This window comes from Caulobacter sp. Root1472 (assembly GCF_001426985.1).
Taxonomy (GTDB): Bacteria; Pseudomonadota; Alphaproteobacteria; order Caulobacterales; family Caulobacteraceae; genus Caulobacter; species Caulobacter rhizosphaerae.
The window spans coordinates 1-11873 of record NZ_LMFX01000052.1; the positions used below are offsets into that span (position 1 = coordinate 1).

13 protein-coding genes are annotated in these 11873 nt (G+C 69.9%); 6 read left to right on the forward strand and 7 right to left on the reverse strand.

Annotated elements, in window-relative coordinates; all coding sequences use genetic code 11:
* Window positions 1-155 precede the first annotated feature (155 nt).
* The 3 genes from ASD47_RS28005 to ASD47_RS25250 all read right to left on the reverse strand — a co-directional run bounded on the left by ASD47_RS28005 (window position 156) and on the right by ASD47_RS25250 (window position 2674).
* Window positions 156-284, reverse strand: a complete 129-nt coding sequence (locus ASD47_RS28005) for a hypothetical protein (protein ID WP_255355551.1) — start codon at window positions 282-284, stop codon at window positions 156-158.
* 53 nt (window positions 285-337) lie between these two features.
* Window positions 338-580, reverse strand: a complete 243-nt coding sequence (locus ASD47_RS25245) for a hypothetical protein (RefSeq protein ID WP_056762647.1) — start codon at window positions 578-580, stop codon at window positions 338-340.
* Between the two features lie 594 nt (window positions 581-1174).
* Window positions 1175-2674 (reverse strand): bifunctional aminoglycoside phosphotransferase/ATP-binding protein, encoded by a 1500-nt coding sequence (locus ASD47_RS25250; RefSeq protein WP_056762930.1) that lies wholly within the window; start codon window positions 2672-2674, stop codon window positions 1175-1177.
* Between the two features lie 141 nt (window positions 2675-2815).
* Between ASD47_RS25250 and ASD47_RS25255 the strand changes: the two genes are divergently transcribed.
* On the forward strand, window positions 2816-3433 hold the full coding sequence (locus ASD47_RS25255; RefSeq protein WP_056762649.1) for a TetR/AcrR family transcriptional regulator: 618 nt from the start codon (window positions 2816-2818) through the stop codon (window positions 3431-3433).
* Here the strand turns inward: ASD47_RS25255 and pdxH are convergent.
* Entirely contained in the window at window positions 3430-4095 is a 666-nt protein-coding gene (pdxH, locus tag ASD47_RS25260; RefSeq protein ID WP_056762933.1) for a pyridoxamine 5'-phosphate oxidase, read from the reverse strand. The two genes, ASD47_RS25255 and pdxH, sit on opposite strands and share 4 nt — an antisense overlap.
* Before the next feature lie 91 nt (window positions 4096-4186).
* On the opposite strand from pdxH, the gene ASD47_RS25265 reads away from it, so the two are divergent.
* The 5 genes from ASD47_RS25265 to ASD47_RS25285 all read left to right on the forward strand — a co-directional run bounded on the left by ASD47_RS25265 (window position 4187) and on the right by ASD47_RS25285 (window position 6790).
* A complete protein-coding gene (locus ASD47_RS25265; protein WP_056762653.1) occupies window positions 4187-4528 on the forward strand; it encodes a hypothetical protein in 342 nt (113 codons plus the stop codon).
* Window positions 4529-4568: 40 nt separating this feature from the next.
* Window positions 4569-5270 (forward strand): DnaJ domain-containing protein, encoded by a 702-nt coding sequence (locus tag ASD47_RS25270; RefSeq protein WP_056762654.1) that lies wholly within the window; start codon window positions 4569-4571, stop codon window positions 5268-5270.
* 71 nt (window positions 5271-5341) lie between these two features.
* On the forward strand, window positions 5342-5818 hold the full coding sequence (locus tag ASD47_RS25275; RefSeq protein ID WP_056762655.1) for an ester cyclase: 477 nt from the start codon (window positions 5342-5344) through the stop codon (window positions 5816-5818).
* Window positions 5819-5927: 109 nt separating this feature from the next.
* Complete coding sequence (locus ASD47_RS25280; RefSeq protein WP_056762656.1) at window positions 5928-6344, forward strand: organic hydroperoxide resistance protein; 417 nt, start codon at window positions 5928-5930, stop codon at window positions 6342-6344.
* Window positions 6341-6790, forward strand: a complete 450-nt coding sequence (locus ASD47_RS25285; protein WP_056762657.1) for a MarR family winged helix-turn-helix transcriptional regulator — start codon at window positions 6341-6343, stop codon at window positions 6788-6790. The genes ASD47_RS25280 and ASD47_RS25285 overlap by 4 nt, the downstream gene beginning before the upstream one ends.
* Before the next feature lie 160 nt (window positions 6791-6950).
* Here ASD47_RS25285 and ASD47_RS26950 read toward each other — a convergent pair whose 3' ends face one another.
* From ASD47_RS26950 to ASD47_RS25295, 3 genes are all read right to left on the reverse strand, one after another.
* The gene (locus ASD47_RS26950; protein WP_156402434.1) at window positions 6951-7109 is read right to left on the reverse strand and encodes a hypothetical protein; all 159 of its coding nucleotides are present in this window, start codon (window positions 7107-7109) and stop codon (window positions 6951-6953) included.
* Window positions 7110-7285: 176 nt separating this feature from the next.
* Window positions 7286-9226 (reverse strand): sialate O-acetylesterase, encoded by a 1941-nt coding sequence (locus tag ASD47_RS25290; RefSeq protein ID WP_056762658.1) that lies wholly within the window; start codon window positions 9224-9226, stop codon window positions 7286-7288.
* A 55-nt stretch (window positions 9227-9281) separates the two neighbouring features.
* Window positions 9282-11747: a glycoside hydrolase family 3 protein gene (locus tag ASD47_RS25295; protein ID WP_162251715.1), complete on the reverse strand. Its 2466-nt coding sequence runs from the start codon at window positions 11745-11747 to the stop codon at window positions 9282-9284.
* Between the last annotated feature and the right edge of the window lie 126 nt (window positions 11748-11873).

Here is an 11873-nt window from a genome sequence, read left to right on the forward strand (position 1 = left end):
CCGCTGATGAAGGCGATCCAGGCCTGACGCCGGCCTCGCGCCACGCTCATGCTCTCTCGCAGGGGCGCAGCGGTTAGAGGGTTTTTACACAGCCTCGGTCGATCCTTGCCATTAGCGCCTGCGCGGAAGGCGGACCTTGGGGCGCGCTGCCGGATCTAGGCGAGCAGAGCCACGGCGGTCGCGGCGCCGCCGATGATCAGCGCCCATGCCGAGCAGAACGCCAGCGTCGGGTGGATCTGCCACCATTGGGGGCGACGTACGCCCTTGGCCGTTTTCAACGTCATGCCTCGTCTCCGTAGTTGACCTTTAGACAACTCGGGATCGGCGGGATGGTTCGCTAGGCGGGCGAGGCCGCGCCAGGACGCACAATGGCGATGTCGATGGTGGCGACCAGGTCCTTCTGCTCGTCCAGGATCTCGACCTTCAAGATGCCGTCGCGCAGGAAGGTGTCCGGGTTGTCGCGTAACCACTCCGCGGCGATCAGGGCCGCTTCGCGTTCGGCCGCGGCCGTGTCCGAGATGTCGACGCCCTGGTTGTCGTCGTAGATCTCACCGTCCGTCAGCTTGAAGAAGTACCGCATGTCCTACCCTTCGAGCGAGTGTAGGTAGCCAAAGACCGAACGCGATAATCCGGTTCCCCGTGCGCGGGGAGTTGCGAGCTGTGCGCCCTTCAGTCGCTTGCCTCGCATGCGATGCGCGCCGAGGGTTTCGTGATGTGACGCACGGCGGAACCGAGAGGCGCTGCATCACGCGCGTCTGCTCATCACCTCCAGCTGACATATGAAAACGTCCGCTTTTCGCGCTAGCTGTCGGCGCTATCCTCGCCGTCGTTTTCAGCTTCACGGAGTACGGCGGTAAGCTCGGATAGGAGCTGATCGGGATCGACGGGCTCGCCATCCACCGTAGCGGCCACGTTTCCACTGGCGTCTATCGCAATGACCACTGGCTTGGGGTGTTCCGGCTCAGAGGGCGGCTTGCTCATCCGACGACCATACCCGCCCGTGGTCCTCGCCGCCACGGCGGTACGGAAGCCCCAAGTGGGCGTCGCCAACGTCTGACTGGCTCGAAATTCACCCTGCTCTTCACGCCAACAAGCCGACCTTCAGGATCACGGCGTCCCAAATTCGGCGCCCCCCCCCCCCGCGGAGACGCCGGCGCCGATGAAGCCGCCGCCCCTACCCCATCGTCTCCGCCAGCGCCCGCGCCTCGTCCTCGAAGGCGCTGACGGTGTCGACGCGGCGCCAGGTGATCTCGCCGGTGTCGCGGGTCAGCTGGCTTTCCAGCACGGCCACGTCGGCGTCGGAGGCGTCGTTGACGCGGGCGGCGACGCGGGCGCGCAGCACTTCGGGCGGGGCTTCCAGCCAGACGCCCTGGAACGCAACGTCGCCCTGCTTGGCCAGGGCCTCGGCGCGGGCCCGCTGCTCGGGCTTGAGGAACACCGCGTCGACCACCACCGAGCGGCCCGAGGCCAGGGTCAGGGCGGCGTCGCGGAACAGCTCGCCATAGACCCGCTCGCTCATCTCCGGCGTATAGGCCTCCTTGGGCAGGCGCTGCAGCGAGGGCACGCCGCACAGGCGCTTGCGGATCTCGTCGGTGCGCAGGACCACCGCCCCGGGGGCCGTCCCCAGGCCGGGCGCGCAAACCCGGGCGAAGGTCGACTTGCCCGAGCCCGAGAAGCCGCCGGTGGCCACCAGGCTGACCGGCCGGGGGGCCAGGTGCTCCAGCGCGGTGGCCAGGTAGGCCCGCGCCGCCTCGTCGTCATTGCTGTAGGCCCAGACGTGGGTGCGCACCGCGGCGCGGACGCTGAGCATCAGCGGCAGGGCCGCGAGGCCCGTCCACAGGCCCTCGCCGAACGTGCGGGCGGCCTCGTCCAGATAGGCGTTCAGCACCCGGCCGGCGGCGTCCCGGCGACGGCGGAAGTCCAGGTCCATCAGCAGGAAGGCCAGGTCGTACTGGATGTCGATGTCCGACAGTGAGTCGTTGAACTCGATGCAGTCGAACAGGATCGGCTTGCCCTCCTCGACCAGGATGTTGCCCAGGTGCAGGTCGCCGTGGCAGTGGCGGGCGAAGCCCTGCCCGGCCCGTTCGTTCAGCAGCGGGCCCAGGCGCTCCAGCGCCAGGTCGGTCTCGGCGATCAGCCGCTCGACGGCCTGGGCGCCGAGCCGCGGGGCCAGGCCACGCAGCAGGTTGGCGTTGGAGGCGATGGTGTAGCCCAGGGCCCCTACCCCGCCGCCTTGCGGCCGCAGCGGCGCGCCGGCGTGGAACTGGGCGATGGTGCGGCCCAGCGACTCCTCCAGTGCGTCGTCGATGGCCCAGGGCTGAACAGCCAACACGCCCTGCTCGTCGAAGCGGCGCATCTCCAACAGGTACTCGACGATCTCGCCGGGACCGTCCATCTCGACCCCGCCGACCTCGGTGCGGGTCAGGCGGCGCACGGCGCGATAGATGTCGGGCGCGGCGGCGCGGTTGAAGCTCAACTCGCGCTCCAGCGACCAGCGGCGCAGCTCCAGGGTGGAGTAATCCAGAAAGCCGAAGTTGACCGGGCGCTTCACCTTCCACGCGGCCTCGCCGACCAGGAACACGCGGGCGCAGGAGGTCTCGATCACCCGATCGGCCCGCTCGCCCATCCAGGCGGCCACTTCCTGCTCGCGAACCGTCTCCGCGTCCTTGATCACGCCCAAACCCCGTCAACGGCGCCCGATGTCCGGGCGCGGGCGTCCCCATAGCGGAAAGTTCCAGCCGCGTCGCGTGCGGCGGCTTGCTTGCTCTTTGGTTGAGCGCCTATGGTTGCTTGAACCTTGACTAGAGTCGCACCCATGCTGATCGGCGCCGTCGTCAATCGATCCGAACGCAAGAAGACCGAGATCCTGGCGGCCGCGCGCGGGGTGTTCCTTCGGGAAGGCTATGCCGCCGCCGGCATGGAGGCGGTGGCGCGGATGGCGGGGGTGTCCACCGCCACCCTCTACGCCTACTTCCCCAGCAAGGCCAAGCTGTTCGAAATCATCGTCCACGACGCCGTCCAGCACATGGCCGAGCCCGTTCGGGCCAGCGCCCGGGCGAAGGGCGACGCCCGCGTTCGCCTGACCAGCCTGGCCCTGGCCTACGCCGCCTTGATGTCGCAGCCCGCCACGCGGGCGATGTTCCGGATGATCGCCAGCGAACGCCGGCGCTTCGAGGCGTTGGCCGACCACGCTCTCCAGGGCGCACACAAGGCCTTGGGCGGCACGGCGATCGCGCTGATCGAAGACCTGGTGGCGTCCGGCGAACTGGCGACGGATCGCCCCGCCGGGGCCGCTGGCCAGCTGCTTGGCATGCTGGACCACGCCACCCTGATGCTGGGCCTGGCGGCCGGCGACGAGGTCCGGCCGGCCCGGCCGCTGCCGGATATCGCGAACGAGGCGGTCGAGACGTTCCTGGCGCGGTACGGCGTCTAGGGGAACAGCCGCTTCGTCGCCCAGCCCTCGCCGGCCCGTTCGTAGACCAGGCGCTCGTGCAGGCGGAACGGCCGGTCGCGCCAGAACTCGATGACCTGGGGAACGACGCGATAGCCCGACCAGTGAGGCGGGCGCGGCACCTTGCCGATGCCGAACTTCAGCGCCATCTCGGCCACCCGGCGCTCCAGGGCCAGGCGGTCGGGCAGCGGCCGCGACTGGTCGCTGGCCCAGGCGCCCAGCTGGCTGTGGCGGGCGCGGCTGGCGAAGTAGGCGTCGGCCTCGGCCTCGCTGACCGGCTCGACCGCGCCGCGCACCCGCACCTGGCGGCGCAAAGACTTCCAGTGGAAGAGCAGCGCGGCCTTGGGCTGGCCCGACAGCTCCACGCCCTTGGCGCTGTGGGTGTTGGTGTAGAAGACGAAGCCCCGGGCGTCGACGCTCTTGAGCAGCACCATGCGCGAGTCCGGCAGGCCGTCGGCGTCGACGGTCGACACGGCCACGGCGTTGGGATCGTTCGGCTCGCCCTTGCCGGCCTCGGCCAGCCAGTCCTCGAACAGGCGGATGGGGTCGCCCTCCGGCAGCAGCGGCGGCGGCGTGGCCTCGGTCACCTGGCGGACATAGTCGTCCTCGGACGGCGAGGCGGGGATCAGGGGCGCGTCGGTCATGGGATGGATATAGGACACAGCGGAGCGGCGGGCCACGCTTGACGCGGATGGCCGGTCGCGCGCATCTGCCGCGCGACATGAAGGACACCCCATGAAACTCGGCACGCGGGCGCGACTGACCTGGCTTCCCCTGGCGCTGTGGTGCGCGGCCGGCCTGTGGATCGGCTATGTCGAGGCGGTCAAGTGGAAGGGCGACGACGTCCAGGACTGGATCGTCCTGGCGGCCGGCGGCCTGTTCCTGTTCGCGGCCGGGGCCTGGAACCTGTGGCGGCTGCGCGCCAAGGCCGCCGAGCGGGCGCGGGTCGAGGGACCCGAGGTCGACGAGCCGGTCACCTGGCACCGCAGGAGCGGCTCGTGGGCCGTGATCGTCTTCGTGGCCGGGGTGTTCGGCGTGTTCGGCCTGGTCTGGCTGCTGAGCGGCCAGATTCGTTAACTTAACGCCCCGTTGACCAAACGGCGGCAGGGTCGGCGGCATGATCGCCGGCTCGTCTTCCGTTCTAAGCCTCCAGGCCGCCCGCGCCATCCTCGGCGTGGCGCCCGGCGCGGACGAGCGCGAGCTGCGGGCCGCCTATCGCGAGGCCGCCAAGCGCGCCCACCCCGACCGTCCCGGCGGCGACGCGGCCCTGTTCCGCGACGTGCTGGCCGCCTATCGCCTGCTGCAGGACGCCCCGGCCCGCCCGATCCACTTCCCGCCCGCGGTCGCCGAACCGGCCCGGGTCGAGCAGGCGACCTTGCAGGTCGACGCCGCCCTGGCCTTCGCCGGCGGCTGCCTGGACCTGGCGCTGGACGCCCGCAAGCTGCGCCTGACCCTGCCCGCCGGCCTGCGCGACGGCGACAAGGTGCGGGTCGAGAACGTCACCTTCCGCGTCGTGCACAAGCACGATCCCGACGCCCTGGTGCGCGGCGACGACCTGTGGCTGACCGCGCGGCTGGACGCCCGCGCCCTGGCCGAAGGCGGCCGGATCGAGGTCGCCACCGCCCTGGGCCCGCGTCTGGTGTGGATTTCGACCAAGGCCGCCGCCCGCGGCCTGGTGCGCCTGCCCGGCCAAGGCCTCCCGGCCCGCGGCCCGCACCGGGCCGGCGACCTGTTCCTGCGCCTGGAAGCCCTCGGCGACAGCGCCGAAAGCGCCGCCCGCTCGCAGCTGAAGCGCTTCGCGGCCGCCTGGGCGGCGTAGAGGCTTCCCAAGCCGGGGCCTGACGGTTCTAGTGTCTTCGACGCCGCCGAAGAGCGACGGGAGGAGCGATCATGACCCAGGACGAACTGCGCGCCCGGCGCGAGACGATCGTGCGCGAGCACATGGCCGACGAGATCGACCACGCCTGGGACAGGGTGTTGGCGACCTTCCCCCACCCCCACTACGAGATCATCGCCACCGGCGCGGTCCACGACGGCCGGCCTGAGGTCGAGCGCTATTACAGAAGCTCACGCCAGACCTTTCCCGACCAGCGCAACACCCTGCTGTCCCTGCGCCATGTCGACGACGGGATCGTGGTGGAATTCATCCTCGAGGGCACGCAGCTGGGTCCCCTCGGCCCCCTGCCCGCCACCGGCCGCCCGTTCAGTTGCCAGATGGCCGCCTTCTTCCTGTTCGAAGGCGAGACCCTGGTCTGCGAACGGATCTATTCCGACACGCTGAGCATCGTGCGGCAGTTGCTCGGCGACCTCACGACGATGGAGGCGCTGGGGGCGTTGGTCGGCGCCGCTAAGGCTCCGGCCGGGTAGCGCGGCCAGTCCGATAGATCGCGCGCGATAAAAAACTTCGCCGCGCCCCTTGTCGTTATATCGTGCACGATTAAATCGTTCACATCGAACAACGCCAAGGAGGCATCCGATGTCCACCCTCTACCAAACCCGCGCCACGGCCACCGGCGGCCGCGAAGGCAAGGCCCGCAGCGACGACGGCCTGCTGGACGTGCAGCTGGCCCTGCCCAAGGCGCTGGGCGGCAACGGCCAGGGGACCAATCCCGAGCAGCTGTTCGCGGCCGGCTACGCCGCCTGCTTCCAGAGCGCCATGGCCTTCGTGGCCCGCCAGCAGAAGATCGGCCTGACCGGCTCGATCGTGACCGGCGTCGTCGGCCTGGCCCCGCTGGAGGTCGGCTTCAAGCTGGAGGTGGCGCTGGAGGTCGAAACCCAAGGCCTGACCCAGGATGAGGCCGAAGCCCTGGTTGCGACGGCGCACAAGGTCTGTCCCTATTCCAACGCCACCCGCGGCAATGTCGATGTCGCGATCACCACAAGGGCCGCATGAGCGCCAAGACCAACAAGACGAGCGGCGAACCGGTCGAGGCCCTGCGCCTCGACCGCCAGCTGTGCTTCGCCCTCTACGGGGCCGCCAACCGGGTGACCCGGCTCTACCGGCCGATGCTGGAAGCCCTGGGCCTGACCTATCCGCAGTACCTGGCCATGCTGGTGCTGTGGGAGGCCAGCCCTCGCACCGTCGGCGCCCTGGGCGAGGCGCTGGACCTGGAGTCCAGCACCCTGACCCCGCTGCTCAAGCGCCTGGAGGCCCAGGGCCTGGTGGCGCGGACCCGCGATCCTGAGGACGAGCGCCGGGTGGTCGTCACCCTCACCGAGACTGGGGCCGCCCTGCGCGACAAGGCCAGGGCCGTGCCCGAGCAGTTGTTCTGCAAGCTGAACCTCCAGCTGGACGAGCTGGGCGACCTGCGCGAGCGGCTCAAGGCGCTGGCGGTCTAGGGTCTGGGGGCCGTTAGGCGTTCGACGCCGGGGCGCCGCCCTCGTCCTTCGACAGGCTCAGGATGAGGACTACTGGCAAGGCGGTTGAATAGAATTCCTCATCCTGAGCTTGTCGAAGGACGAGGAATTCGGCCCAAGAACCGGCAACTGTCAAAAGACCCTAATCCTCGTCCTTGGCGACGAAGCCGTAAGGCTCGGCCGGCGGCAGGCAGGTGACCAGGATCCGCGCCGTCAGGCCCGGCTCGGCGACGACCGGCGGCTGCTCGCCGAACACGGCTTCCCATAGCTTGGCCAGTTCCTGATATGCAGCGTCGGGCAATCGGCGGTCTCCTCGACGCAACACAATGCCGCCGCCCGCCAAGGGTTGCTGGTTAACGGCGCGCCCTCGCCGACCGACAAGCTCGGGATGAGGTTTTCTACACACCGTGCCTAAGGCACGGTCATCCCGAGGTTTGTCGCAGACCAAGGACCAGGGATGGCCGAGCTCGATCCGCTCTACGGCGTGATCGCCAGTTCGAACGGCGTCGCCGGCAGGCCGGTCGCGCCATAGAGGTTGAGGATCGGGCTGTCGGCCCAGGCGAAGCGGACCTTGACCGGCGCGAAACCGGCCGGGATCGCCAGCGAGACCTGGTCGCCGGCCAGGACCGCGTCGGCGAAGCGGCAGGCGCCGCCCGCGTCGCACAGCTCGAACCCGACCGGCCGGACGTCAGCCTGCACCACCGCCGGCTGGTCCAGCCGCACGACCACCGCCGCGCCGGTCCGCATGGCCGACAGCGGCGCAGGCCCTGCGGCGACCAGGGTCGTCTCGCCATAGGCCAGCTTTCGCGCCTGCAGGGCCAGGCGATGGCCGACCTGCTGCTTGTTGGCCGGATGGATGTCGTAGATGTCGCCGATGTCGACGGCCGAGGCGAGGCCGACCTTGGGATCGGCGGCGGCCACGCGGCGCTCGGCGTCGCGCACCCCGGCCCAGCCCGATTCCACCGGACGGGTCTGACGCGGCCCGAAATCGGCCAACTGCACCACAAGGAACGGCAGGTCCGGCCCGCCGAACGACTGGCGCCAGTCGCCGACCAGGGCGGCCAGCAGGCGCTGGTAGTTCTGGGGCTCGGCGACGTTGGCCTCGCCCTGATACCAGGCGAAGCCTTTCAGGCCGTACGGCGCGAGCGGCGCGATCATGCCGTTGCGCAGGGTCGACAGGCCGCTGGCCCCCACCCACGGCGGCGTCGGCGGCACGCCGCTCTGGGCGACGGTGGACGAGACCTTGTAGCGCCAGCGGGCGCCCAGGGGCGCGAACGACCCGTCGTCGAACCTCAACCCCTTCTCGGCGGCCGGGCCCCACGCCCCGCCGCCGCCGCCGGTGTCGATGGCCCGCACCGCGACCACATTGGGTCCCGCCTTCAGCACGCCCGGCGCGATCTTGTACGCCCGCGGCTTGTCCCAGCCCTGGGTCGAGCCCACCTGGCGGCCGTTGACGAACGTGATGTCCAGGTCGTCGACCGGCCCCAGGGCCAGGACAGCGCCCTGCTTGGCCTGCTTGGCGGTCAGGACGATCGTGGCCCGCAGCCAGATCGTTCCGTCGAAGCTCTCCAGCCCGGGATTGGTTTCCCAGAGCTTTTCGGCCGGCATGGTCTTCCAGTCGCGGTCGTCGAAGTCCGGCCGGCTCCAGGCCGCGGCCTGCGGCTCGGCCTTGGCGGCCCAGCGGTCGAACTGGGCGATCCAGCGGGCCATGCCGGCTTCCGGCGACTTGGCGTAATCCGCCAGGATGGCCAACCCCTCTTCATAGTCGCCCAGGGCGTGCAGGCCGTCGCGGCTGATCCAGTCCTGGATCACCGATCCGCCCCAGGTGGCGTCGATCAGGCCGACCGGAACCCCGGTGGTCTTCTTGATCTCGCGCCCCATGAAGAAGCAGGCGGCGCTGAAGTTGTTGGCCGATTCCGGCGTGGCCGGACGCCAGGCCGCCTCCCTGGGCAGGGCCGTCGTCGGCTCGGGCAGGCTGACCCGGCCGGTCTGCAGCAGGCGGATGTTCGGGTCGGCCGAATTGGCCGCCTCGGCCTCGCCGCCCAGGGACCGGCGCAGCGGGTATTCCATGTTCGACTGGCCCGAGCACAGCCAGACGTCGCCGACCAGCAGGTCCGAGATCGTCTGGCGCTCGCCGCCGGCCTGGACCGTCAGGGTCAGGGGCTCGCCCGGCTCCCGGGCCGGCAGGGTCGCGGACCAGCGCCCCTGGGCGTCGGCCGTGGCGCTGGCCTGGGCCTCGCCCAGCGTCAGCTCGACCGCCTCGCCGGCCTTGGCCGCGCCCCACACCCGGATGGGCTGGCCGCGCTGCAGGACGGCGTGGTCGGTGAACACCGGGGCCAGCAGCGGGGCGGCCGCAGCGGCCCCGGCCATGGTCGTCAGGGCGGTGGCGGCCAGCAGGCCAAGGATCTTCGAGCGCATGGATTCCAACCCTAAAGTCCGCTCATCCCGGCTTTCGCCGGGACGAACGGCGTTGTTATTGAGCCTTGGCCGGACAGACCGCGCCGGCCGGATCCGTCGTCAGCTTCACGCCCTGCAGCGAGACCACCAGCTTGCCGGCGGTCGACAGCTCGAACGGCGCGGTGACCTTGGTCACGTCGGTTCCCGCCGCCTGGAAGCACTTGAGCGACACCTTCAGGCTCTTCCACTCACCGACCGGCGAGGCTTCCAGCACCGGGGTGACGTCCAGCTTGCCCGCACCAATCGACAGGGCCACCGGCCCGGTCGGCTTAGCGTCGACGCGATAGTCGATCAGCAGATCGATGTCGGCGTTGGCCTGGAACGACAGGTCGAAGGCCTTGTCGGCCGCGAGGGCCGCGGTGGCCGCGGTGTCGCCGGAGAAGGTCAGCTGACGGCCGGCCTCCTGCACATTGCCGGCGTCCACGGGACGGATCTGCACACCCGTCGTCGGGGTCAGCCGGAACTCGAATGGGGCCGGCGTCTTGCCGCCGACGAAGTAGTTGCTGACATTGTCGGTGGCGATCGTGAAGCCCGGCTTCTCCGACAGCGTCCCGACCCGCACCTTGGCGGCGTAGGTCAGGCCGTAGCCGTAGGCGAACTGCGGATCGTAGTTCTTGTCGCCGCGGTTCAGGGTGAACTGGCCGGCGGTCTTGGGCCAGCTGAACGACAGCTTGCCGTGGAAGTCGGTGCGCGGCTTGCCCGCCTTGTCGCCGATCAGGACATCGGCGATCCCGCCGCCTTCCGAACCCGGCAGCCAGGCCGCCACGAACGCGTCCGACGCGTTGATCTCGGGATTGACCCACAGCGGACGGCCCGACAGGAACACGCCCACCACCGGCACGCCGGCGGCCTTGAGCTTCTTGAGCAACGCCAGGTCGGTCTTGTTCCCGGGCTGGTATTCCAGCGTCTTGATGTCGCCCACGCCCTCGGCGTAGGGCGTCTCGCCGAACACCACGATGGCGACGTCGGGCTTCCTGTCGAACGAACCGTCGACGCTGAGCGTCGCCGAGCCGCCCGAGGCCTCGACCGTCTCCTTCAGGCCCGAATAGATCGACTGGGCGTTCGGGAAGTCGGCCTTGGTGTTGCCGGTGCCCTGCCACGACAGGGTCCAGCCGCCGGCCTGCTGGCCGATGTCGTCGGCGCCGGAGCCGGCCACCAGGATGTTGGCCGAGGCCTTCACCGGCAGCACGCCGTTGTTCTTCAGCAGCACCAGCGACTCGCGCACGGCCTGCCGGGCGATGGCGCGGTGCTCGGCCGAGGCCATCACCGCTTCCTTGCCTTCCAGCGGACGCGCCTGCTGGAACAGGCCCAGCTTGGCCTTCACGCGAAGGATGCGGCGCACGGCGTCGTCGATGCGGGCCATCGGGATCTCGCCCGACTTCGCCTGGGCCAGGGTGTTGGCGTACAGGTCCTTCCAGCTATCGGGCGCCATGTACATGTCCAGGCCGGCATTGGCGGCCTGGGGGCAGTTCTTGGGCGTGCAGCCGGCCACCTGGCCGTGGCCGTTCCAGTCGCCGACCACGAAGCCGTCGAAGCCCATCCTGCCCTTCAGCACGTCGGTCAGCAGGCTCTTGTTGCCGTGCATCTTCTCGCCGTTCCAACTGTTGAACGACGCCATGATGGTCATGGTCCCGGCGTTGATGGCCGGCACATAGCCCTGGGCGTGCAGGCGGATCAGCTCGGCCTCCGAGACCTGGGTGTCGCCCTGGTCCTTGCCCAGGTGGGTGCCGCCGTCGCCGAGGAAGTGCTTGGCGCTGGCCGCCACGTGGCCCTGCTGGATCACGCCGCCCTGAGACACCGCGCCCTGCAGGCCCAGGATCATCTGGCCGGCATAGCCGCGAACGATCTGCGGATCTTCCGAATAGCCCTCGTAGGCCCGGCCCCAGCGGTCGTCGCGCGGCACGGTCAGGGTCGGGCCGAACGCCCAGTCGAAGCCGCTGGCGGCGGTTTCCTGGGCCGTGGCCGCGCCGATCTTGCGGATCAGCTCGGGGTCCCTGGTGGCGCCCAGCGCGCTGTTGTGCGGAAAGAGCGTGGCGCCGACGGCGTTGCCGTGGCCGTGCACCGAGTCGATGCCGAACATCAGCGGCACCTGCGTGCCGCCCTGGCGCTGGGCGGCGGCGTCGCGGAAGGCCTCGACCGACTTGACCCACGGCCCGATCGGCGAGCGGTCGGGGGCGCCCAGCGGCGGCGAGCTGCCGCCGGCCAGGATGGAGCCCAGGGGATAGGTCTTCAGGTCTTCCGGCTTGATCGAGGCGATGTCGGCCTGGATCATCTGGCCGATCTTTTCCTCGAGGGTCAGCTTGGCCAACACGGAGTCGACAAAGGCCTCGGTCTGGGGATCGACCAGACCCTGGCTCTTGGCCGCGGGCCATAGAGCCGGATGAGCGGTGCTCTGGCTCTCGGCGGCCGAGGCCGCGCCGGTCAGGAGGGTGGTCGCCAGCAGCGCTGCGCAAAAGGCCTTGGTGTTCATAACTCCCCGCATCATTATCGTTGGAACTCCGACAACGCTGTCAATTACATGTTGACGCGTTTCGGGCAATCCGGTCACTGACCGGTGGTACCGGTATCTTAAAGCTCGACGGCGATCCATACACCGTCTAATTTGTGT

Bases quoted from the DNA above. Each gene is read 5' to 3' on its own strand.
- ASD47_RS28005 (WP_255355551.1), bottom strand. From the start codon at position 284: ATGACGTTGAAAACGGCCAAGGGCGTACGTCGCCCCCAATGGTGGCAG.
- ASD47_RS25245 (WP_056762647.1), bottom strand. From the start codon at position 580: ATGCGGTACTTCTTCAAGCTGACGGACGGTGAGATCTACGACGACAAC.
- ASD47_RS25255 (WP_056762649.1), top strand. From the start codon at position 2,816: ATGCTGATCGGCGCCGTCGTCAATCGATCCGAACGCAAGAAGACCGAG.
- pdxH (WP_056762933.1), bottom strand. From the start codon at position 4,095: ATGACCGACGCGCCCCTGATCCCCGCCTCGCCGTCCGAGGACGACTAT.
- ASD47_RS25265 (WP_056762653.1), top strand. From the start codon at position 4,187: ATGAAACTCGGCACGCGGGCGCGACTGACCTGGCTTCCCCTGGCGCTG.
- ASD47_RS25270 (WP_056762654.1), top strand. From the start codon at position 4,569: ATGATCGCCGGCTCGTCTTCCGTTCTAAGCCTCCAGGCCGCCCGCGCC.
- ASD47_RS25275 (WP_056762655.1), top strand. From the start codon at position 5,342: ATGACCCAGGACGAACTGCGCGCCCGGCGCGAGACGATCGTGCGCGAG.
- ASD47_RS25280 (WP_056762656.1), top strand. From the start codon at position 5,928: ATGTCCACCCTCTACCAAACCCGCGCCACGGCCACCGGCGGCCGCGAA.
- ASD47_RS25285 (WP_056762657.1), top strand. From the start codon at position 6,341: ATGAGCGCCAAGACCAACAAGACGAGCGGCGAACCGGTCGAGGCCCTG.
- ASD47_RS25290 (WP_056762658.1), bottom strand. From the start codon at position 9,226: ATGCGCTCGAAGATCCTTGGCCTGCTGGCCGCCACCGCCCTGACGACC.
- ASD47_RS25295 (WP_162251715.1), bottom strand. From the start codon at position 11,747: ATGCGGGGAGTTATGAACACCAAGGCCTTTTGCGCAGCGCTGCTGGCG.